Source organism: Simiaoa sunii (assembly GCF_014337175.1).
GTDB lineage: Bacteria > Bacillota > Clostridia > Lachnospirales > Lachnospiraceae > Acetatifactor > Acetatifactor intestinalis.
This window is the reverse complement of record NZ_CP060633.1, coordinates 2,219,750-2,242,350: the sequence shown is the minus strand read 5'-3', so window position 1 is coordinate 2,242,350 and position 22,601 is coordinate 2,219,750. Positions and strand designations below refer to the sequence as shown.

The 22,601-nt window shown below is 46.9% G+C and carries 23 protein-coding genes; 22 read left to right on the top strand and 1 reads right to left on the bottom strand.

Annotation, left to right across the window (positions count from 1 at the left end):
- From H9Q77_RS10290 to H9Q77_RS10235, 13 genes are all read left to right on the top strand, one after another.
- The gene (locus tag H9Q77_RS10290; RefSeq protein ID WP_249325440.1) at nucleotides 1-1,566 is read left to right on the top strand and encodes an RHS repeat-associated core domain-containing protein; all 1,566 of its coding nucleotides are present in this window, start codon (nucleotides 1-3) and stop codon (nucleotides 1,564-1,566) included.
- Nucleotides 1,566-2,135 carry a hypothetical protein gene (locus H9Q77_RS10285; RefSeq protein ID WP_118669142.1) on the top strand — a complete coding sequence of 190 codons (570 nt, stop codon included), beginning with the start codon at nucleotides 1,566-1,568 and terminating at the stop codon, nucleotides 2,133-2,135. Before H9Q77_RS10290 ends, H9Q77_RS10285 begins: the two co-directional genes overlap by 1 nt.
- Before the next feature lie 332 nt (nucleotides 2,136-2,467).
- The gene (locus H9Q77_RS10280; protein WP_249325439.1) at nucleotides 2,468-2,611 is read left to right on the top strand and encodes a hypothetical protein; all 144 of its coding nucleotides are present in this window, start codon (nucleotides 2,468-2,470) and stop codon (nucleotides 2,609-2,611) included.
- A gap of 57 nt (nucleotides 2,612-2,668) precedes the next feature.
- Nucleotides 2,669-3,331, top strand: a complete 663-nt coding sequence (locus tag H9Q77_RS10275) for an MBL fold metallo-hydrolase (RefSeq protein ID WP_249325437.1) — start codon at nucleotides 2,669-2,671, stop codon at nucleotides 3,329-3,331.
- Nucleotides 3,332-3,484: 153 nt separating this feature from the next.
- On the top strand, nucleotides 3,485-3,844 hold the full coding sequence (locus H9Q77_RS16750) for a hypothetical protein (protein ID WP_330595915.1): 360 nt from the start codon (nucleotides 3,485-3,487) through the stop codon (nucleotides 3,842-3,844).
- Nucleotides 3,834-4,934, top strand: coding sequence for a coproporphyrinogen dehydrogenase HemZ (hemZ, locus tag H9Q77_RS10270; RefSeq protein ID WP_330595914.1), 1,101 nt, complete (start codon nucleotides 3,834-3,836; stop codon nucleotides 4,932-4,934). Before H9Q77_RS16750 ends, hemZ begins: the two co-directional genes overlap by 11 nt.
- Before the next feature lie 433 nt (nucleotides 4,935-5,367).
- Nucleotides 5,368-6,672, top strand: coding sequence for an IS30 family transposase (locus H9Q77_RS10265; protein WP_069432380.1), 1,305 nt, complete (start codon nucleotides 5,368-5,370; stop codon nucleotides 6,670-6,672).
- Between the two features lie 409 nt (nucleotides 6,673-7,081).
- Nucleotides 7,082-7,792, top strand: a complete 711-nt coding sequence (locus tag H9Q77_RS10260; RefSeq protein ID WP_249325435.1) for a LytR/AlgR family response regulator transcription factor — start codon at nucleotides 7,082-7,084, stop codon at nucleotides 7,790-7,792.
- Nucleotides 7,793-7,955: 163 nt separating this feature from the next.
- Nucleotides 7,956-8,636 (top strand): hypothetical protein, encoded by a 681-nt coding sequence (locus H9Q77_RS10255; RefSeq protein ID WP_118551257.1) that lies wholly within the window; start codon nucleotides 7,956-7,958, stop codon nucleotides 8,634-8,636.
- A gap of 211 nt (nucleotides 8,637-8,847) precedes the next feature.
- Nucleotides 8,848-9,777 (top strand): AEC family transporter, encoded by a 930-nt coding sequence (locus H9Q77_RS10250; protein ID WP_022313562.1) that lies wholly within the window; start codon nucleotides 8,848-8,850, stop codon nucleotides 9,775-9,777.
- Between the two features lie 157 nt (nucleotides 9,778-9,934).
- Nucleotides 9,935-10,252, top strand: coding sequence for a hypothetical protein (locus H9Q77_RS10245; RefSeq protein ID WP_249325433.1), 318 nt, complete (start codon nucleotides 9,935-9,937; stop codon nucleotides 10,250-10,252).
- 430 nt (nucleotides 10,253-10,682) lie between these two features.
- The gene (locus H9Q77_RS10240) at nucleotides 10,683-11,255 is read left to right on the top strand and encodes a cache domain-containing protein (RefSeq protein WP_249325431.1); all 573 of its coding nucleotides are present in this window, start codon (nucleotides 10,683-10,685) and stop codon (nucleotides 11,253-11,255) included.
- 211 nt (nucleotides 11,256-11,466) lie between these two features.
- Nucleotides 11,467-12,708 (top strand): C40 family peptidase, encoded by a 1,242-nt coding sequence (locus H9Q77_RS10235; protein ID WP_118551261.1) that lies wholly within the window; start codon nucleotides 11,467-11,469, stop codon nucleotides 12,706-12,708.
- Here H9Q77_RS10235 and H9Q77_RS10230 read toward each other — a convergent pair.
- Nucleotides 12,698-14,017 (bottom strand): CapA family protein, encoded by a 1,320-nt coding sequence (locus H9Q77_RS10230; RefSeq protein WP_249325430.1) that lies wholly within the window; start codon nucleotides 14,015-14,017, stop codon nucleotides 12,698-12,700. The genes H9Q77_RS10235 and H9Q77_RS10230 overlap by 11 nt on opposite strands.
- 232 nt (nucleotides 14,018-14,249) lie before the next feature.
- On the opposite strand from H9Q77_RS10230, the gene H9Q77_RS10225 reads away from it, so the two are divergent.
- From H9Q77_RS10225 to H9Q77_RS10185, 9 genes are all read left to right on the top strand, one after another.
- Complete coding sequence (locus H9Q77_RS10225) at nucleotides 14,250-15,143, top strand: transporter substrate-binding domain-containing protein (RefSeq protein WP_118551263.1); 894 nt, start codon at nucleotides 14,250-14,252, stop codon at nucleotides 15,141-15,143.
- Nucleotides 15,144-15,281: 138 nt separating this feature from the next.
- A complete protein-coding gene (locus tag H9Q77_RS10220; protein WP_022155144.1) occupies nucleotides 15,282-15,941 on the top strand; it encodes an amino acid ABC transporter permease in 660 nt (219 codons plus the stop codon).
- Nucleotides 15,922-16,596 carry an amino acid ABC transporter permease gene (locus H9Q77_RS10215; RefSeq protein WP_118551265.1) on the top strand — a complete coding sequence of 225 codons (675 nt, stop codon included), beginning with the start codon at nucleotides 15,922-15,924 and terminating at the stop codon, nucleotides 16,594-16,596. The genes H9Q77_RS10220 and H9Q77_RS10215 overlap by 20 nt, the downstream gene beginning before the upstream one ends.
- A 37-nt stretch (nucleotides 16,597-16,633) precedes the next feature.
- On the top strand, nucleotides 16,634-17,395 hold the full coding sequence (locus tag H9Q77_RS10210; RefSeq protein WP_118546662.1) for an amino acid ABC transporter ATP-binding protein: 762 nt from the start codon (nucleotides 16,634-16,636) through the stop codon (nucleotides 17,393-17,395).
- 72 nt (nucleotides 17,396-17,467) lie between these two features.
- Entirely contained in the window at nucleotides 17,468-18,049 is a 582-nt protein-coding gene (locus tag H9Q77_RS10205) for a chromate transporter (protein WP_118546663.1), read from the top strand.
- Complete coding sequence (locus H9Q77_RS10200) at nucleotides 18,046-18,618, top strand: chromate transporter (RefSeq protein ID WP_249325428.1); 573 nt, start codon at nucleotides 18,046-18,048, stop codon at nucleotides 18,616-18,618. Before H9Q77_RS10205 ends, H9Q77_RS10200 begins: the two co-directional genes overlap by 4 nt.
- Nucleotides 18,619-18,716: 98 nt before the next feature.
- Nucleotides 18,717-19,979 carry a histidine--tRNA ligase gene (gene hisS, locus H9Q77_RS10195; RefSeq protein WP_249325427.1) on the top strand — a complete coding sequence of 421 codons (1,263 nt, stop codon included), beginning with the start codon at nucleotides 18,717-18,719 and terminating at the stop codon, nucleotides 19,977-19,979.
- Nucleotides 19,980-20,005: 26 nt separating this feature from the next.
- Entirely contained in the window at nucleotides 20,006-21,769 is a 1,764-nt protein-coding gene (gene aspS, locus H9Q77_RS10190) for an aspartate--tRNA ligase (RefSeq protein WP_249325425.1), read from the top strand.
- Between the two features lie 25 nt (nucleotides 21,770-21,794).
- Entirely contained in the window at nucleotides 21,795-22,580 is a 786-nt protein-coding gene (locus H9Q77_RS10185; protein ID WP_249325424.1) for a 4'-phosphopantetheinyl transferase family protein, read from the top strand.
- Nucleotides 22,581-22,601: the final 21 nt, after the last annotated feature.

Genomic DNA, 22,601 nt, shown 5'->3' with positions numbered 1-22,601 from the left:
ATGGAGAACGGCAGATGCCTTGCAGCGTATGAGTATTATGCAGATGGAAATATAAAGAGCCTGAGGGTAGGAACAGACCTCATTACGGATTATGCTTATGACCTGAATAAGAACCTGACCACTATCAGAACAACCCTGGGGGGCGGCAGCATAGTATGTGACAACAGATATACTTATGATGACAACGGCAACCGGCTGAGCAAGGCAGACCGGCAGGGATTGACGAAGTATGCGTATGATGCCAATAACCAGCTCGTACAGGTACAGTATCCGCAGGGAGGACTGGAGAACTACAGCTATGATGCAGCAGGCAACCGCCTGGGCAGGAGTGCAGACGGCATTCAGGAGAATTACCGTTATGATAACTGTAACCGGCTGATACAACTGACCAGAATGACAACACAGCAGGAGACTGTGACCTACAGTTATGACAGGCAGGGCAATATGCTCTCTGATGGCAGGAACCGGTATGCCTATGATGACTTCGGAAGACTGGCATCGACTGTTACGGCAGAGGGAGATATCCAGAAGAACTGTTATGATGCCGAGGGCCTGCGTGCAGAGATGGAAGAGAACGGCAGATTAGTGCAGTTCCTCTATAATGAGGACAGGGAAGTAGTCGCAGAGAAGGACTACAGCGGCAACCTCATCCGTTATATACGTGGACTGGGGCTGATCAGCTCCGACAGCGAGAACGCCAAGACGTATTACCATTATGTATGCGATGGGCAGGGCAGCGTGAGCCATATCATCAGAGGTGAGGATAAGGAGAGCGGAGTATCAGAACAGGGCAGAGAGCAGGACAGAATACTCAATCAATATGAGTATGATGCCTTTGGGAATACCATAAGCTGCAAGGAGCAGGTAGAGAACCGTTTCCGTTATCAGGGCGAGCAGTATGATCCCATTACCCGGCAGTATTATCTCAGGGCACGTTACTATAACCCTGTGATCGGACGGTTCATACAGGAAGATACCTATTATGGAGACGGACTGAACCTGTACGAATACTGCAGGAATAATACCATAACGTATAAAGATCCGACAGGACACAATATCTGTGCGACACAGAGGGACTTATACCACAAGTATAAAGAAGAAGGAATGAATCCACAGGAAGCTTACCAAAAGATGCGTAAGGACTTAGGACTGGACAGTAAGTCCGGGTATAAAGACAGCGGGGTAGGTAATGGGAAAGATCCTTGGAGGAGTTATGAGAGTGGTAGTAAGACAGAGGTTCTATTACTGGAAACAACTAAACCAATAACAGGGAAAACTAATGATCATCATATCATTCCTGCCTTTAGAGGAAAAAGTAAGCCATATGCAGATTTTATTTCTGCTAGGGGCATTGATGTTGATCAATATACAATTACTGTAGACGCAGGTAAAGGGGGTATGCATATGAACATTATCCACGGTAAAGGTGGATGGAATCAAAAATGGATGGATTTTATTGATAATAATCCGAATGCAACAGCAAAAGATATATATCAGTTTGCAGGAAAAATGATGGATGATTACGGATTAAGTGGATATACAATTCATCCTTATGGAGGAAAATAATGAGAGACTATTTTAGTGATGTGAAAGAGTACCTTAATAGCCATTATAAGCTGACTGTTAAGAATGAAAAAAAAGAAAATTTAGTTATCAATAGTGTATTAAATAATTTTTCACTAAACGAAAGCACAAAATATATTTATGAACATTATAAACTTTTTGAAGTAGTGTGGCATGATGAAAATAATAGGTATATGGGGGCAATTAATTTTGTTTCGGATAGTGGTCTAGAAAAAGAACATGAGGAATTGATGGAGATAATGGACGAATGTTATGATACTGATTTAGATGAGCTGGAAATCGTGGAAGATATTATGCATTGGTATCCTTTATTCCATTTTCCTAATGGGGACGCATTTTGTCTGGACATAAGAAATGGAACAGTGGTATTTTATGAACATGAGATTTACGAAAGTGAGAAAAATCTGCATGGTTTATTAATAGCTACTTCAATTAATGATTTGTATGAAAAATGGAGCTATTTTCATTTTAAAGATGTATATGATTGGAGTGAAGTGGTAAATGATGGGGGAATCGATTTAGAGTGTGATGCGATTAGAAAATATTTGTAGAAATTATATTTAATTATGTCTCCACATAAGGACGCTCGACAAAGTAAATTATTTTGGTCTTTAAATTAATCGGAATGGTTCTCACCGAAGGTGATGTAATCCATGTAGATTAATTTGAAGACCCTAGGGCGAAATTTTCCATTTGGGTGCACTTAAGGACATCCGAAATCAAAACTGAATATTTAGTTCCAATATGGTAAACTTTTAAGCAGATGTAACAGTCGGCTTTGGGAAGTGTATTCATTTTTCGGGGTAGGAGCATCGGCTTGGATAATTATAAGGGTAAAGAGTCTTTGTCAAGAGTGGTACATCTTCTGTAGCTAAACCTAATCATGGACAAGGATTCTCATCTAAAGGATACAATCCGAAACCAGGAGAAAGAACTCGAGATCAGCGGCAGAGAGGAACTGAACCGTATCATCGACAAGAACCGGGGGATCGACAGCGTTATTGATATTGATAGAACCACAGGTTAAGCCGTGGATGCCGGGAGATATGGCTGATCCGGGCAGAAAACAGAAAGTGAGTGTATTATGAGCAATATCCGTATCGGACATATGCTGTTGGGAATCTACCAGACCAACTGTTATTTTGTATATAGGGAAGGCAGTGATCAGGCGCTGGTATTCGATCCGGCGGATCACGGAGAGAAAATAGAGGAGGCACTGGAACAGAACGGACTGCACACGGCGGCTGTTTTTCTGACTCATGGGCATTTTGATCATATCAGCGGCTGTGAGGAACTGAAGGCGGCAGCGGATGCCTATGCCGGGGAGCATGGAGAGAACCCCGTGAAAATTTATGCGGGGGAGGCGGAGAAAAAGTTTCTTCTGGATACGAAAAACAATCTGTCGAAAGCGATGGGGAGTCCAGTCACTGTGATTGCAGATGTGTATCTGAAGGATGGGGAAGAACTGGATCTGGACGGCATCCGGATCCAGGTTCTGGCGACTCCCGGCCATACCGCAGGCGGTGTCAGCTATTATTTCCCGGAGGGAGGCTTCCTGATCTGTGGAGATACCCTGTTCCAGGAATCCGTGGGAAGAACGGATTTTCCTACCGGCAGTATGAGTACACTGGTGCGTTCGGTGAAGGAGAAGCTGTTTACTCTGCCGGAGGAGACGGTAGTCTATCCGGGACATGGAGACAGCACTACCATCGGGCATGAGAAGAAGTATAATCCATTCTGCGTATAACCTTCGGAGCCATGTAAATATCGTCAGATATTCGTTGAATGCCGGCATGTTATTCCGGGAAGCTGCGTAGCAGCGGTTTTGCGAATGGGGTTCTGAACAGTTATGTGCCTGCGTTTTGCGTAGGCGGGCGAAAGGAAAGGTACAGGTAGTAACGTGAAAGTAGTGAAATTATCCCATCCCAATTATGAATACGATGTGCATTCTCTGGTGAAGGCCTTTTATGCCGAGGAACAGGTCACAGTCATCACTCCGGAGACAAAGCCGGAAAAGCTGGCGGAGCTGGAACCGCAGGTCAGTCTGGAGATTGAACTGGAGGACACCGGGGCGAAGATTCGTGTGGGAGAAGAGATTTTTTTGTGGGAGGCAGCATCGGAGGCGATCGCGGATGGCTATAAGAACGGTCTGAAGCGTTTCTTGTACCGGACTTTGAGCAAGGTAACCCGGCAGGAACTTCCCATGGGGAAACCTTACCGGCATCCGTCCCACGAAGATCGCCTACGGTATGCTGGATGAGGGCAGAAGCGATGCGGAGATTCTGGATTTCATAGAGCAGAGCCATTATGTCAGCAAGGAAAAGGCACTTTTGGGAATCGACATCGCGAAGAGAGAGCGGGATCTGTTAAGGGATATTCACTATGAAGGCGGCTACAGTCTGTACATTGGGATTCCTTTCTGCCCCACAACCTGTCTGTACTGTTCTTTTACCTCGTACCCGATTGCAGCGTTCCGCAGGCAGGTGGATGCGTATGTGGACGCTGTCATTAAAGAGATGGATTATGTGGCGGAGAATTTCCGGGACAAGGTACTGGATACGGTCTATATCGGCGGCGGTACCCCTACCACACTGGAGCCGGAGCAGCTGGACCGCCTGATTACGGCATTAAAGTCCAAGTTTGATTTCTCTACTGTGAAGGAATTCACCGTGGAAGCCGGTCGTGCCGACAGCATCACCAGAGAGAAGCTGGAGGTACTGTATCGTCATCAGGTCAGCCGCATCTCCGTGAATCCCCAGACTATGAAGCAGGAGACACTGGATATCATCGGCAGAAAAGCCAGCGTGGAACAGGTACTTACAGCATATCAGCTGGCGAGAGAGGTCGGCTTCGACAATATTAATATGGATCTGATCCTGGGACTGCCGGGGGAACTGGAGGCGGATGTACAGCGTACAATCGAAAGGATCGTGGAACTGGCACCGGACAGCCTGACCGTTCATTCCCTGGCCATCAAGCGTGCATCCCGCCTGAATCAGTGGATCCAGGAGAACAGCGTCTCCATGCTTCACAACACGGATGAAACCATGAAGATCGCGGCAGCAGGAGCAGAGAAACTGGGAATGAAGCCCTATTACCTCTATCGTCAGAAGAACATGTCCGGCAATTTTGAGAACACCGGCTACGCCCGTCCCGGCAAATACGGACTGTATAACATTCTCATCATGGAGGAGAAACAGACCATCATGGCTCTGGGTGCCGGTAGCATCACCAAGAGAGTCTTCCTCGACGGAAGAATCGAGCGGTGCGATAATGTCAAGGATGTAGGGCTGTATATCGAGAAGATTGATGAGATGATTGAACGGAAGAAGGAACTGTTCGCAGAGTGATAGTAATTCTCTTTGTGAGCGTTGCATCGGGACAGTCAGTGGAAATCTTGTTTGTATTTAAATCGCCGTTTTGGACGAAAAAATACAAAAATGTGGAATTTTACCGTTTGAAAAGTCTCTATTTTCGCTATATAAGCAAAATAAGTAAATTCCGTACAAAAATTTCTGATTTGGGGAATTTTTTGTATGGAATTTGTCGTTTTTATGCTATTTACACCAAAACAACCTTGACTTTACAGGTGCAGACCAAGCTCTCGCAAGAGAGAGCTTTTGGGACCTCAATAGTTTTTTGAAATTCCCGTGTGAGGGGGAAAGTTGATTACAAACAGAATAAATTACAGCAGTGAAAGTGACGATACAAATGCAGGAAGAGCAGAAATGTTCTTCCTGTTTTTTAACAGAACTTCAGCAGCTGGCGGGGAAAGGAGACAGTATGGCAAAGTTCTTAAATTATGAGGACCGGCTGGAGATAGAAAGCGGACTAAAGGAGCACATGACTTTCACAGAGCTTGGAGAGAAACTGGGAAGGGACAGGACTACCATCACAAAGGAGATCAGGAACTATTCCATCGAACAGGACACCGGTTATGGAAGTTACCCGCATAATACCTGCAAGTACAGAAAAGCATGTAAGAGGAAAAAAGTATGTGGGACAAATGACTGCAGGCATCCACTGGTAGCTGTCTGTAAACAGTGTGAACTCATATGCAACCGTTACTGCGAGCATTATGAAGAAGAAATATGTACCCATCGCTTTAAACCGCCATATGTATGCAACGGATGCAGTGAAGTAAAGAAGTGTACGCTGACAAAAACTGTTTACGATGCTCTGGGAGCCCAGAGGCGGGCAACGGATAAGATATCGGAATCCCGAAGCGGGATCCTTGCTACGGAAGGGGAAATCGCCAGACTCAATGAAATCCTGGTGCCGTTGGTAAAACAGGGGCAGTCTATCCATCAGATCTACCTGACACATAAGGATGAACTGATGTGCAGTGAAAAGACCCTCTACAACTACGTGGATGGATGCCTGTTTGATATCAGGAACATAGACCTGCCAAGAAAGGTAAAGTACCGTCCGAGATATAAAAAACCGGAGCTGAAAGTAGACCGTGGATGCCGTGTGGGAAGGAATTATCATGATTACGAAGTATATATGGAACAGCATCCGGACACAGCAGTGGTGCAGATGGATTCCGTGATCGGCAGCAAGGGAGGGAAAGTCCTGCTGACGATATATTTTGTAAATGTGTCACTGATGCTGGGGTTCCTGCGGGAAGCGAACACCTCAAAGTCAGTGATAGATATTTATGATGAACTGTACCACCGGCTGGGAGGGCAGGATTTTAGGAAGCTGTTTCCGGTCATCCTGACGGATAACGGAAGTGAGTTTTCCAATCCCAAGTGTATAGAGAACGGACCGGATGGAAAAGGATTTCAAAGGACGAGGATCTATTACTGCAATCCAAGTGCGCCGTACCAGAAAGCAGAGATCGAGGTGGGACATGAATTTATACGCAGGATCCTGCCGAAAGGAAGAAGCTTTGATGAACTGACGCAGGCAGACGTAGAGCTGATGATGAACCATATCAATTCCTACCGGAGAAAGAAACTGAACGGAAAAAGTCCGTATGAAGCGTTCAGCTTTTATTATGGAGAAGACCTGGCGGAGAGGCTTAGATGCCACGAGGTTGCAGCCAAAGACATCAACCTCACCGCAAGACTTCTCAAAAAGTAACCAGAAGACAGAATAAAGCACAGACCGCCGGCTGAAATAGGAACAGCAGAAGACGTGAATTATGGCTTGCAAAATTTGTAAGCCAAAACTGACGTCCGGTTTTTGTGCAAAAAAATACTCTGCCATAAGGTGATTATATCATAAAAGCAAGGGAAAAAACGGGAAAGTCATTACAAAAGTGGAAAGTCGGGTACAAAATTTGCAGGTCGCTTTCAAAATGTGAAACTCGTTTACAAAACGGGAATCTCGGATGACTATTGAACAGAGCTTTTGGGATGCTATATACCCGCTGATTTTTTCGTTACATAAAAATTGCATTTCGTTACATGGGATTGAATTTCAAAGGAAAAGTGGCGATATAAAAAAGGAAATGTTTGAATGGAATAAGATCCGGGGGAGTAGAAGACGAATGCTGAAAATAGCAATATGTGACGATGAACAGCCCATAAGAGAATACCTGAAAAGGCTGGTAAAGAAATGTACGGAGGGGGAAATCCGACTGTTTGCCGACGGCGGAGAACTGTTGGCGGATCCGACGGTGTTTGACCTGATCCTGTTAGATATTTCCCTGAACCGGGAGCAGAATGCGGCGGAACCGGACGGTATGGAGACGGCCAGAAAGATCCGTGAAAGGTCGGATGCACTGATTATCTTCGTGACGGCCTTACGTGAATATGTGTTTGAAGGCTATGATGTGGGGGCGTTTCATTATCTTTTGAAGCCTATCGATGAGCAGAAGTTCACAGAAGTCATGGACAGGGCAATCTGCCAGATCCGGAGTAAAAAGAATGTTGAACCGTTGGTTATAAAAGTAGGCGGCAACTATGTCAGGATTCCTGTGGATGATATCCTCTATGCCGAGAACCAGGCCAGAAAAATTATGCTGCACACCAAGTCAAAGAAGGAGCCCTACTGTTTTTATGAAAAAATGGAAGTGCTGGAGCAGAAGCTGGGAGATCGCTTTTTCCGCTCCCATCGGGGATTTCTTGTGAATCTGCAGGAGGTCGCCCGGTATGACAACAGCAACATAGAATTGAAAAACGGTGAGAGCGTATTTTTAGCAAAACAGAAATACAATGACTTTGTCACCGCATACATGAAGTATCTGAGAAAAGTGTAAGCGGTGATGCTTCAGAAAGGAATCAGCGGGTGATGGGCCTGCTGATTTTTTGATGTTTCGTTACATGAAAAGATCGGTTCGTTACAAGACATATTAAGGGTGAAAGAAAAGCGGCGATATAGAAGACAGAGAGAAAAAATTGCAGATCAAAGGAGGTCGCAAAATGAGGATCACAACCCAAATGCTGGCAAATTCCGCAGCAAAAAGCGGGATTCCCATTCAGAGAACGTCGCTCTTGGACATTATCAATAACAAGTCATCCCAGAACCTGCTGGGAACCATCGGGAAGAGCATGAACACCACAAGTACCGGTGCCACGGACATTCTGAGGAAAAATAATTATGCAAAGCTGGAGGATCTGTCGGAGAAGTTGAGCCAATCTGCGTCAAAGCTTGCAGGCAGCGATAAGGATTCCATCTACGACAAGGCAAAAGAGAGCGGAGACACCACGGACATCCTGAGTGATGTGAACAAAATGGTGGAAGCGTACAATGCTACCATGAAGCAGCTTAAGACCACCGGCGGAATCATGAATGAATTTTACCAGCAACAGTTAAAAAACATTCCAGCGGGCAGTAAAGAATCACTGGAAAGTATAGGAATCAGTCAGGCAAAGGACGGAAGCCTGATCGTGGACGAGAAAGTATTCCGGAATGCGGATGCGGATACCTTACAGAAGGTACTGGGAGGAGAGAATGGCATCGCCTCCAAAATAGGATTTCTCGGTGAGCACATCAATAAGAATGCTTCCGAAAATGTGGTCAGCGCATCCAACCGGTATGGTTCCAATGGGGCAACCTATATGGAAGCTTTTGAGGCTAACAAGTATAATTTCTTTGGGTAAGATTGTGTTGTAAAAAAGGCATTGTATTTCAAAAAAATTGAGATACAGTGCCTTTTTGCATATCTGAAATGGAGACCGAATTCTGGCATTAACATTTCTGCATCAATTCTAAAACATTTCTACAAAACTTCCGGGATACATAATATACAGGATAGGAAAATCGAAGTATAATAAATAAAAAAGTATAGGATACCTCGGAAAGGGATAACAAATGAGAATATTAGAAATTATATTGCCGGTACTTGTCATGCTGGTTCTCGGTATGGCATGCAGAAAATTAAAGTTACTTACCAAAAGCGGAATAGATAATATGAAACTGCTGGTAACCAATATCATGCTTCCGGTGGCAATCTTTCATGCACTGGCCACAGCGGATTACAGTGTGGAGACCTGGAAACTGGTGGGGATTATGTTCGTTATGCTGGTGGTATCTTTCGGAGTAGGATTTCTGTTGAAGCCGCTTATGAACGGAGAATACCGCAAGTACCTGCCGTTTATGGTCAGTGTATATGAGGGTGGCCTCATGGCGTATCCTTTGTATACCAGCCTGTGCGGGCAGGAAAATCTCTCACAGATCGCAGTACTGGATATTGCAGGACTTTTGTTTGGATTCAGCATCTATATGGGGATGCTGGGACAGGTGGAAAACGGAGAGAAGATCAATGCAAAGAAACTATGTATGAGTGCATTCCACACACCGGCATTTATTGCAAGTGTGCTTGGAATCCTGGCAGGACTGTCCAAGGTGGTGATTTGCCTGATCGACAGTCCCTTCGGCGGTGCATATCTGGCGGTGGAAGGGATCCTTACCACATCCGTGACAGCAATCATTCTGATCGTTGTGGGATATAGCATGGAACTGACCAAGGAACTGATCCGGCCATGCCTGAAGACAATCCTGATGAGAGTTCTGCTACAGACACTTATGGCAATTGGAGTGCTGTGGGCAGTGCATTTGTGGATAGGAGATAACATGCTGTTGAATCTTGCCATCATTTCCTATATGTCGGCGCCGGCCACTTTCAGCATGCAGACTTTTCTGAAAAAGGAAGAGGGCAGTGCCTATGTATCAACAACCAATTCTATGTACTGTATGGTGTCGATTCTGGTATATATCATTCTGGCAGCAGTGGTTTATTAGAAGTGTGAAAAAGGCAAGCAGGATAATTATATATATTCCTAAAAGCAGGATTTGAGAATATCTGCAGATTCTTCGATATAATATCCGGAATTATCTTTTTCCCAGAAGGCACAATATGTTTTTTTGACAGGAACCTGGTTCCTTACAAGCGGTAGCCATGTATCTGATACAGTATGTGCGTGGACAGGCGCAGTGCATTTCCCGCGAGGTCGTGACAAACTGCTTTGTAACGGGATGCAGAATTTGGGTGCGGTATGAGAACGGAATATTATCGGCAAAAGCATGGATGGTTACGGAACCTACGGTGGTACAGCAGGAAAGGGGCTATGCCCGGGGAGTGGAGCTTACGGCAGAAGTAGGCAGAAGAGAAAATGCCGAAAACACCGGACTACTGATCTGGCACACCGGATCGTTGGGAACGGAGAACTGGAGAAATACCACGATGTTACATGGCGTAAGCATTCTTTATTTTTAAAAATTTCAGACAAAATGTGGTGAGAAAACACAGGAGGAAGGGCGGTAGGATTACCGGAGCTGCTTTTCAGACACATTCGGATGTGGATACTGTAGTGAAATATAAGGAGACTGCAATTAAAGAAAGGAGAGAGCAAAGAACGGTTCTTTTTATAAAAGAAATTAGAACAGGTAGCCAAATTCCAATAGCCAAACTTCTCCTAAAGCACCAATCTGCCGGATATTTGAAAGTTGTTTATAATAGTATCTGAAAAAACAGGCAGTTGTGGATAAAACTGCGGAAACTCAAGAATGTCGAAGTGTTGTGGATCCTGATAAAATATGCTATGATATTTTTCAATTAGATCAACTTGCGGATGTTTCATCATGCCCGTACGGGGATGGGTAACAGCAGGAAAAAGTTTATATCAGAAAACGAGGAGGGTGCTGAAATGAAGAAGAAAATGGGGTATTTGCAGGTGATTTTAATGATCGGCTGCATTCCGATGCTTGCAACGATGGTTGCTCTGACTGTATATGCATCGGGCAAAATGAAAGATGAACTGGTCGACAGTACCTATCTGCGGCTGAAAGCATGTGCTACATCAGTGGAGCAATATTTCACATGGGATATCCGTGAGGATATTCTGGAAAAGGATGATATCAGTTATCAGTTTATAGATTCTTTGCAGGATGAGCATATTGAACAGACGCTTTTCATGGAGGATGAGAGATTTATTACTTCCATTGTGGACAAGGATGGGAACAGGGCAGAAGGAACCAAGGCTGATCCACAGATATGGGAGACGGTCAGAGCCGGTAACGATTATGAAACTGATGGTGTAGAGATTCAGGGAGAAGAATATTATGTCTATTATATGCCGGTATGTTCCGATGACGGAGAGATTCTGGGAATGGCTTTTGCCGGAGAACGGGAGAGCATAGTTCAGGATGCAATATCCGACATGTTAAGAAGCCTGGTTCTGCGCTCAGTGAAGAGAATGCAGCCAGCAACGAGGAAGTAACGGCAAACGTATCTGATATCGCAGAAGCAGTTAACAAAATTTCGGACGATACAGGAACAATTAAAAAGGCATCCACGGATCTGGAAGAGTTGATGCAGTATTTTAAGTAGTTTGAGATATTTGGAGACATTTGTGGACGGGTGCTGCTTTATGTGCTATTATGCAGAATGTCATCAGAAAACAGTAATTGTAGGAAGTAACAGGGATTATAATGAAAAAAAGAATGTTCATGGCACTGGCGGTAGCTCTCACCGGAGTCAGTATGGTGGTGGCAGCAGGAAACGGAGAACTGAAAATACAGAGTGAAGCCTCGGTACAGAAAGTACATGCGGCAGAAATACATCAGATCGGTGTCGAGCCGATCCCGGCTACCGGACAGATTACCATAGAGGATCTGCTGGCGGTACAGGGTGGCGAGACGGAGGATCCCAGAGCAGTGGAAGGAATGTCGGATCCGGAGGATGTTCCGGTAGACGAAGCTTCCGTAGAGGACACGAACGCAGATGAGTATGCATCGTTAGCGATCGCCAATGTGACAAATTACGTCAATGTCCGGACAGAACCGAACACGGACAGTACCGTAGTGGGTAAAATCTATGACGGAGCGGTGGCACAGATCCTGGATGTGGCAGGAGAGGATCAGGACTGGTTCCGGATCATCTCCGGTAATGTGGAGGGCTATATCAAGGCAGAGTTTTTCATTTACGGAGATGCAGCAGCTGAGGTTGTAGACAATTATGTGACCAGATATGCTGTGGTTATCGCAGACCGTCTGAATGTGAGACAGGATCCTGCCACAGATGCAAAAAGAATTGGTTACATTGACAATGGAGAAAAGGTAAAAATTCTGGAGAATGACGGAGACTGGCTGAAGGTACAGTACACCGACAGCAAGGAAGGCTATGTCTCTGCGGAATATGTTACGATCTCGGAAGAATTTATCTATGCGAAGACAATAGAAGAGGAACAGGCGGAAATTGCCGCGCAGAAGGCATTGCAGGCAAGAGAACAGACTGCCGAGCAGGATGCCCCGGAGGTGATCACGAACATCACACTTCCCACTACAACTTATACCTCAAATGCGGAGCTCAGACAGGGAATCATTGATTATGCCATGCAGTATCTGGGCAACCGGTATGTACACGGAGGTTCCAGTCTGTCAGGAGGTACAGATTGTTCCGGATTCACCTGCTTTATCTATGCGGAGTTCGGCTATTCTATCAGCCGTACACCGGGAGGACAGTATTCCGGTGCCGGACGCAGTATCAGTTCTGAAGAACTTCAGCCAGGAGATATTGTATGTTATAGTTCCAATGGAGGGAAGAGCTGTACCCATGTAGGACTGTATATCGGTGACGGACAGATCATCCATTCCGCCAATTCACGGAAAGGTGTCATTATCAGTGCTGTGGACTACAGTCCCATCATCGGTATGAGAAACGTTATTGATTAATAGAATCGGTTTTGAAATTATGGAGCGCCTGATCTTTGGTGAGTACGAAATCACCGAGGATCTCGTCGCTCCATTTTTGCAGGTCTTCCAGATGAAGGACCACACCGGCATAATTGCGGATGCCGTGGGAGGCCGCCAGCTCTTCGGTATATTCTTCCAGCAGATAGACATTTTCAAACCGTACCGGTCCGGAGGTGTACTGACAGACCAGCGGGATCACACCGGTGGTCTTCCGCTCGATGGAGACACCGTCCTCTGCAACGTGAAAAGTCAGCCAGGCCATACCCTCTAACATGCTGAGAGCATTTTTCTGGGTGGACACATAATTGCCCAGCGAATAATAGCACAGAGACTCATTGCCGTTTTCTGCGGTGATCCATTCCACAGGCTCTACCACATGGGGATGGGTTCCGATAATGACATCGGCACCGGCTTCTGTCATCTCCAGTGCCCATTTTTCCTGATAGCTTGAGATTTTGGAGGAATACTCAGTCCCCCAGTGAGGACAGACGATGACGATATCTGCCAGTTCTTTTGCCCGGGAGATATCCTCTAAGACCTGCGGGTTCAGCGTGGTGAAGTCCATCTGTCCGTTTTTCTCATTTACGGCACACAGAAGATTCAGATGCCCCAGCAGATCTAAGGGGAGTGTCTCGGTATTGGCACCGTAGGTATAATTTAAGATGGCGAAAGTGACATCATCGATGGTAAGTAACGGAATGTCATCTGCCTGTGAAGCGTCTTCGTGAATACCGGTTACCACTACCTCCGGGTGCTTGTTTTTCCAGAAATCCGCACAGTACAACAGGCCGTCCAGCTTCTGATCCGCGGTATGATTGGATGCCTGCAGGACCACGTTGAATCCGACATCCGCAATCGCATCCCCAACTTCGGTAGGAGAATTAAAATAGGGAAAACCGGAAAATCCCCGGGAATTGCCGCCCATGACAGTTTCCTGATTGATGATCCGGATGTCTGCCGCGTTTAAGAAGGGTGAAATCCCCTGAAACAGCATGGAGAAATCATAAGTTCCGTCCTCCTGTTTTCCACTGGCCACGACTCCCAGATGCATCAGGTTGTCCCCGACAGCCATGAGCGTAATGTCATGCTCCGGGAAGGGAGTGGGGGTCGGCTCCGGAGTAGGGACGGGAACCGGTGTGGCAGAAGGCGGTGCAGGGGTCTGTGGAACGACAACAACATCGCTGCCTGCAGCAGTTTCTTCCAGAAAGTAATAGCCGCCCATGCTCGCCAGTAACAGTAACGGAACGAGAACCAACAGCAGATAGAAACGTGAAATCGGTTTTTTCATATATTATCCTTTTGTTCTCCTTTATTATTTTATTATCTCTTACGGAATTCCGGTTACAAGGTCTGTTTACAATCAAAAGTAACAAAAGTATTATAGCATTGATTTTATTTTTTCGCAAAAAGCAAAAACAAATTACTGTTTTCCTATTGACATAGTATGAAATAGGAGATATAATCCTACCCATAAGTTGATTCGATACTTAAATGAGACATCGAAGAGGAGGAAAAGGATTATGAAGAAGTTTGAGTGGAAGAGCGTTTTGGCACTGGCATTAACAGGAGTATTGGCACTGGGACTGACCGCATGCGGCAGCAGTGACAGCAAAACCGCAGACGCAGGAAGCGCAGCGGCAGCAGACGGCAAGGCAGTATACCGCACACTGGATGAGATCAAGGAGAGCGGAACCATTAACATCGGAGTATTCTCCGATAAAAACCCGTTCGGCTATGTGGATGAGAACGGTGAATATCAGGGCTATGATGTGTATTATGCAAGAAGACTCGGCGAAGACCTGGGGGTAGATGTGAATTTCGTATCTACAGAGGCAGCCAATCGTATTGAGTATTTACAGACCGGTAAGGTAGATGTGATCCTGGCGAACTTTACCGTAACTCCCGAGAGAGCAGAGGAAGTGGATTTCGCTTCTCCTTATATGAATGTGTCACTTGGCGTGGTATCCAAGGATGATAATGTGATCACTTCCTTAGACAACTGGAATGCAGATGATTCCATCATTGTAATCTCCGGCACCACCGCTGAGACATATCTGATCGCAAACTATCCGGATATTCCTTTACAGAAGTTTGATTCCTATGCAACCGCAAAAGAAGCTTTCGAGAACGGCACTTCTGTTGCATGGGCAAATGATAACACCGAAGTTATCGCATTCGCTCTGCAGAACGAAGGATATACCGTAGGTATTCCTTCCCTGGGCAGTGCAGACACCATTGCTCCCGCTGTTTCCAAGGGCAACACCACACTGCTTGACTGGATCAATGATGAGATCGTAGCTTTGGGTGAGGAGAACTTTTTCCATGCAGATTACGAAGCAACTCTGGCAGACACCTATGGTCTGGACTATGAGGACAGCCTGGTAGTAGAGGGCGGCAAAGTAAACGCACAGTAAGGTACGATGGGAATAAGATGATATAGAGGGGACTGCGGGGCACGTAAGCTGCCGCCGCAGTCTTTTCTTGCATCTGAGAAATACATTTGATATAATCTAAAAGATTATTTTGAACTTTACCGGAAAGGACATAGATACATGAACTGGGAATTTATTGAAAAATATCTGCCCATGTACGAAAAGGCAGCACTTCTGACCGTGAAAATAGGTATCGTTGGCATCCTGTTTGCGATTCTGGTGGGGCTCATCTGTGCAGCGGTTCAATACTATAAAGTGCCGGTGCTGCGGTGGATCGTGACAGTCTACGTGGAACTGAGCCGTAACACACCGCTTCTGGTGCAGCTGTTTTTTATCTATTACGGCTTCCCGAAGATCGGGATCCGGATGTCGGCGGAGCTGTGCGGTGTAGTCGGTTTGGCATTCTTAGGCGGCAGCTATATGGCAGAAAGCTTCCGCAGCGGTCTGGAATCCGTAGAACCCATTCAGAGTGAAAGTGCCATCAGTCTGGGAATGAATTCCCGACAGGTGTTGGGATATGTGATCCTGCCCCAGGCAATGTCCACCAGTATTCCCGCATTTGTGGCAAATATCATTTTCCTGTTAAAAGAGACCAGTGTGTTCAGCGCCATCAGTCTGATGGACCTGATGTTCACCGCCAAAGACCTGATCGGTCTCTATTATAAGACTACGGAGAGCCTGTTCCTCCTGGTAGTATTTTATCTGCTGATCCTGTTACCGGTATCGATCATAGGATCACTGGTGGAGAGGAGGATGCGTTATGCCGGATTTGGGGATTGATGTTTTATTCAAAGGCACGAACATGCTCCGCCTGCTGCAGGGTTTGTGGGTAGCCATGAAGATCAGTATCGTATCCATTCTGATCAGTATGCCTCTGGGTATCCTGGTGGGGGCACTGATGACGGTAAAAAATAAAGTGGTGAAAGCTTTTTTTCGTGTCTATCTGGAATTCATCCGCATCATGCCGCAGTTGGTATTATTGTTCATCGTATATTTCGGTTCCACCAGAGCACTGGGATGGAACTTATCCGGTGAGGTGGCATCCGTGATCGTATTCGTCCTGTGGGGAACCGCGGAGATGGGAGATCTGGTGCGCGGAGCGCTGATCAGCATCCCGAAGCATCAGTATGAAAGCAGTGAGGCGCTGGGACTTAGTAAGATACAGACATATCTGTACATCATCATTCCCCAGACTGTGCGGCGACTGATCCCATTGTCCATCAACCTGATCACCCGTATGATCAAGACTACCAGTCTGGTACTGATGATCGGCGTAGTGGAGATGTTAAAAGTAGCGCAGCAGATCATTGAGGCGAATCGTATGAGCAGTCCCAATGCTGCTTTTGGAGTATTCCTTGTAGTATTCGTTCTGTATTTCTTTGCCTGCTGGCCCTTCAGTGTACTGGCGAGGGCTCTGGAAAAGAAATGGAATTAAGGATGGATCAGGGCTGGAATGAGAATGGAGTGAAGACATGGCAGAGACATTGTTGAAAATAGAGAACCTGACAAAAGAATACGAAGGACAGAAGATTCTCGATGGAATCCATCTGGAAGTGAAAAAAGGAGACGTACTGGTAGTGGTAGGTCCCAGCGGCTGCGGTAAGAGTACCCTGCTTCGATGCATTAATGCACTGGAGCCCATTCAGGGTGGCACGATAAAACTGCAGGGAATGGATATCCGTAAGGGCAGCAAAAATATCACTACCCTGCGGCAGAAGATCGGCATGGTATTCCAGAGCTATGAACTGTTCCCGCATCTGACGGTGATCGACAATATTACGCTGGCACCTGTGAAAGTACAGAAGCGTGATAAGGCAGAAGTGCGAAAAGAAGCTATGGAGCTGTTAGCGCGCGTAGGTCTGGCTGATAAGGCGAAGAGTTATCCCAGACAGCTGTCCGGTGGACAGAAGCAGAGAGTAGCCATTGTAAGAGCACTCTGTATGCATCCGGAGATTCTCTTATTCGATGAAGTAACGGCAGCACTGGATCCGGAGATGGTACGAGAGGTGCTGGATGTTATGCTGGATCTGGCAAAGCAGGGTAAGACCATGCTCATCGTCACCCATGAAATGCAGTTTGCCAAAGCAGTGGCGGACAAAGTGATCTTCATTGATCAGGGAAAGATCGTGGAGGAAGCTGCTCCGGAAGAATTTTTTGAACATCCGAAGACAGAGAGAGCAAAACAATTTTTGAATGTGTTTACGTTTGAACATGTGGAGCATCATGAAGAGTAAATAAATGATACAAAGGGCCTTCCGAAGAGCTCCGGAGGGCTTTTACATGTTAACAGAAACAGGAGATAAGATATGTTGGAAAAAGATACCCAAAAGTTCAGACTGAGATTATGGAAAATATTCATATCCACACTGTATCTGAGTGCATTCACCTTTGGCGGCGGTTATGTGATCGTCACTCTGATGAAAAAGAAGTTTGTGGATGAATACCACTGGATCGAAGAAGACGAAATGCTGGATCTGGTGGCGATCGCCCAGTCCTCGCCCGGCGCGATCGCAGTCAACGGAGCCATCGTGGTGGGGTACAAGCTGGCCGGGATCCCGGGGACACTGGTGGCAATCCTGGGAACGATCCTGCCTCCTTTTGTCATCATTTCTGTGATCTCTATCTGCTACAATGCATTCCGCAGTAACTTCTTCGTGGCGCAGATGCTGTCGGGTATGCAGGCAGGAGTGGGAGCCGTAATTGCCTCCGTGACCTATGACATGGGAGCACCTATCGTCAAAGAAAAAGATCCCATGTCACTGGTTATCCTGTTAGGAGCTTTTCTGGCAGCATGTATTCTGGAGATCAATGTGATCTACATTGTGATCGTCTGCGGACTGCTGGGTGTGGCCCGGACACTCCTTGCCAAAAGGAGGGCCGGAAAATGATCTATCTGCAATTATTTTTCAGCTTTCTGCAAATAGGACTGTTCAGCTTCGGCGGCGGTTATGCCGCAATGCCGCTGATCCAGGGGCAGGTGGTCACACTCCATGGGTGGCTTACCATGTCGGAATTCACAGACCTGATCACGATATCACAGATGACACCGGGACCCATTGCGGTGAATTCCGCTACTTTTGTGGGAATGAAGATTGCCGGGATCCCCGGAGCCGTGGTGGCGACGGCCGGATGTATTCTGCCGTCCTGCATTATTGTGACGATCCTGGCAAGACTATACCTGAAGTATCGTAACCTGGATCTGCTGCAGGGGGTGCTGAAATCTCTGCGGCCTGCCGTGGTGGCAATGATCGCATCGGCAGGAATACTGATCCTCAAAGATGCATTCTGGGGAAGTGGGGAGAGCATCTTACTGACGCGAACTGAGTGGAGTATGGTCTTGATCTTCGGGATCTGTGTGCTGTTACTTCGGAAGAAGCTGAATCCCATCTGGGTCATGGTGCTGGCGGGTGTCATGAAGGTGGGGATTTCTATGACAATCCAGGGGATCTGTTTCTAATAAAAGCAGGAACCGTGAGGGTTGACAGCGAAACGGAAAAAAAGTATCATATATAAGATATTGAGCAAATAATAATAAGAGCGGAAGGGTAGAATACCATGGCACTTAGCAAGAAGCCCACAACGGGCATGAAAGATATCCTGCCGGAGGAGATGCAGATCCGTGATTACGTGATCAGCGTCATCAAGGACACCTACGGCAAATTCGGTTTTACTTCTATTGAGACTCCCTGTGTGGAAAATATTGCAAACTTAAGCAGTAAGCAGGGCGGCGACAATGAGAAGCTGATCTTCAAGATCTTAAAGCGCGGCGAGAAACTGAACGTGGCAGCCGCAACCACAGAGGAAGAGGTAGTGGACAGTGGTCTGCGTTATGACCTGACGGTGCCTTTGGTACGTTATTATTCCAACAACGCGGCATCCCTGCCCTCTCCTTTTAAGGCATTGCAGATGGGCAATGTATGGAGAGCGGACAGACCCCAGAGAGGAAGATATCGTCAGTTCATGCAGTGTGATATCGATATCCTCGGTGAGCCGTCTAACTTAGCAGAGATCGAACTGATCCTGGCGACCACCACCACACTGGGCAGGCTTGGATTTAAAAATTTCCAGATCCGTATCAATGAACGCCGTATTCTGAAGGCAATGGCTACTTACAGCGGATTCCCCGAAGAGTCCTATGACAGCGTATTCATTACTCTGGACAAAATGGACAAGATCGGTCTGGAAGGCGTGGAAGCTGAGCTTTTGGAGAACGGTTTTGACAAGGCATGCGTAGACAAGTATCTGGAACTGTTCAAGGGACTGGAAAGTGCCGAGGACGGTGTGGCTTATCTGGCGGATACCCTGGAAGGATTCTTAGAGCCCGAGATCGCCCAGAGTCTCAGAGAGATCATGGACAGCGTCAGAGCGACGAAGGCTTCCGATTTCGAGATCGTGTTCGACGCTACGCTGGTAAGAGGTATGTCTTATTATACCGGAACCATTTTTGAGATCGCTATGCCGGAATTCGGCGGCAGCTGTGGAGGCGGCGGACGTTACGACAAGATGGTCGGCAAATTTACCGGCAATGATGTGCCCGCTTGCGGATTCTCCATCGGCTTCGAGCGTATCATCATGCTGCTCATGGAGAAGGGGTTCCAGGTGCCTACGAGACCGAAGCAGGTAGCATATCTGATCGAGAAGGGTGTCAGTGGCGAAAGGTTGTGTGAAGTGATTGCACAGGCGCAGGAAGCCCGTAAGGACGGTACCCAGGTACTGGTAGCCCGCATGAACAAGAACAAGAAGTTCCAGAAGGAACAACTGAATAAGGAAGGCTACGAAGAATTCGTGGAATTCTATAAGGAAGAATTAAAGAGATAAAAGCAACAGATGAAGGAGCAAAAGCAATGATTCAGTCCAGAACACATAACTGTAATGAACTTCGGATCGGCAACGTCGGTGAGAGAGTCACACTGGTCGGCTGGTTCGAGAACATGAGAAAAGTCAGCAAAAATCTCGGCTTTGTCATTCTGCGTGATTTCTACGGAACCACCCAGCTGGTAGTAGAGACCGAGGAAATGATGAATGTCATGGATGGCATCAACAAGGAGTCCACCATCTCCGTGGAAGGTGTGGTCAGAGAGCGTTCCAGCAAAAATGCAAATCTGCCTACCGGTGAGATTGAGGTAGTACCCGATAAGATCGAGATTCTGGGAAAATGTATTTACAATGCACTTCCCTTTGAAATTAATCAGTCCAAGGATGCAGACGAGAATGCCCGTCTGAAATACCGTTACCTGGATCTGAGAAATCCGAACATGAAGAAAAATATCGTGATGAGAAGCCAGATCGTGGCAGAACTGCGTCAGAGAATGTATGCTTTGAATTTCATGGAGATTACGACTCCTATCCTGACCTGTTCCTCTCCGGAAGGAGCGAGAGATTATCTGGTTCCCGCCAGAAATCATCCCGGCAAGTTCTACGCTCTGCCCCAGGCACCCCAGCAGTTCAAGCAGATCCTGATGGCATCCGGTTTTGACCGTTATTTCCAGATCGCTCCCTGCTTCCGTGATGAGGATGCGAGAGCAGATCGTTCTCCCGGAGAGTTCTATCAGTTAGATATGGAGATGGCATTCGCTTCCCAGGAAGATGTATTCTCCATCGTAGAGCAGGTGCTGCCTCCCGTATTTGAAAAGTATGGCATTTATAAAGAAGCTTCCAAGGCGCCTTTCGTACGCATCCCCTATCTGGAGGCTATGGACAAGTACGGTTCCGATAAGCCGGATCTGCGTATCGATCTGGTACTGACCGATGCTACGGAAGTAATGCAGGGCTGCGGCTTTGCTGCTTTTGAAGGTCAGACTGTAAAGGCTATCGTAGTAGATGATTTCACCGCTACCCGTAAGCAGATCGACGCGATCTGTGCAGAGGTAGAGGTACAGACTGCACATAAGGGCTTCTGGTTCCGCGTAGATGAGAACGGAGAGTTCGTAGGCGGTATCTCCAAGTTCTTACAGGACCGCAAGGAAGAAGTCATCAAGGCGTTAGGCCTTAAGAACGGTGACTTTGTCGGTCTTGCCGCAGGCAAGAAGCTGGAAGCACAGAAGACAGCAGGTGTCTACAGAAAGCTGTTGGGTGCAGCCAGCGAGAAACATATGAAGAAGGATTGCTATGAGTTCTGCTGGATCGTGGATTTCCCGATGTATGAGATCGGCGAGGAGTCCGGAGAGCTGGAATTCTGTCATAACCCGTTCTCCATGCCCCAGGGTGGTATGGACGCACTGAACAATCAGGATCCCTTAGAGATCCTGGCATACCAGTACGATCTGGTCTGCAACGGTGTAGAGCTGTCCTCCGGTGCGGTGAGAAACCATGATCCGGAGATCATGATCAAGGCATTCGAGCTGGTGGGCTTAGGTGAAGCCGATGTGAAGGCTAAGTTCCCTGCCATGTACAATGCATTCTGCTACGGAGCACCCCCTCATGCAGGAATCGCTCCCGGCGTAGACCGTATGATCATGCTGATCTGTGGTGAGGAAAGCATTCGTGAGATCATTCCTTTCCCGATGAACAAGAACGCAATGGATATTATGATGGGAGCACCGGGCACGGTAGAACAGAAGCAGTTAGACGAACTGCATCTGGCGATCACCGCAAAACCGGAAGAATAATCATAAGGCTGTCGCAGGAATTTTCATGCGACAGCCTTTGTGTTGGATGGATATGGCGATCTGCCGGGAGAAGGACATGGCTGTAGGAATTTATGTATTGCATCTGCATTCCTGTGAGGAAGAGACGAGACAGAGTTTCTTACGGGAAGCATTGGAATGTGTGGATCCGGTGCGACGGAACAAGACAGAACGGTTAAAGGGGACCGGGGCGAAAGCAGCCAGTCTCGGCGCCGGAATGCTGTTGCAAAAGATAGCAATGGATCTGACAGAAGGCATTGAGAATACCGATATCCTGTTCCTGGAAGAGGATGAACTGCTTGCAGTGCTGCAGGCGCGGATGTTCAGAGAGCAGACGCCCCCCTTCTCTTTTTCCTATGAATATGGAGAACAGGGCAAACCGCAGATTGTAAATTTTCCGAAGAAATTTAATCTGTCCCATTCCGGAGACTATGTGGTCTGTGGGGTCAGCGACGGAGAAGTGGGAGTGGATATCCAAAAATGGGTTTCCTTCAAAGAGCGGACGGCAGAGCGTTTTTTCGCAAAGGAAGAGTGGAAACTGCTGCAGGAGACGGGCGTGGAGAAACGGACCGAGCTGTTCTACCGCTTGTGGAGCAGAAAAGAAGCCTACGGCAAATATACCGGACAGGGGATCGGCAGCGTCGTGGGAGAAGACTTTTCCGACGAGCGCAGATGGAAGGAAAAGAAGATATGTTTCCGGGAACAGATTTTGGAAGCGGGGTATTCGCTGGCGGTCTGCTACGGAACAGCAGAAGTGTTAAATTCAAGGAAAACGGGAAATAGTAAAACATAGAAAATGCATAGAAATGAGGAC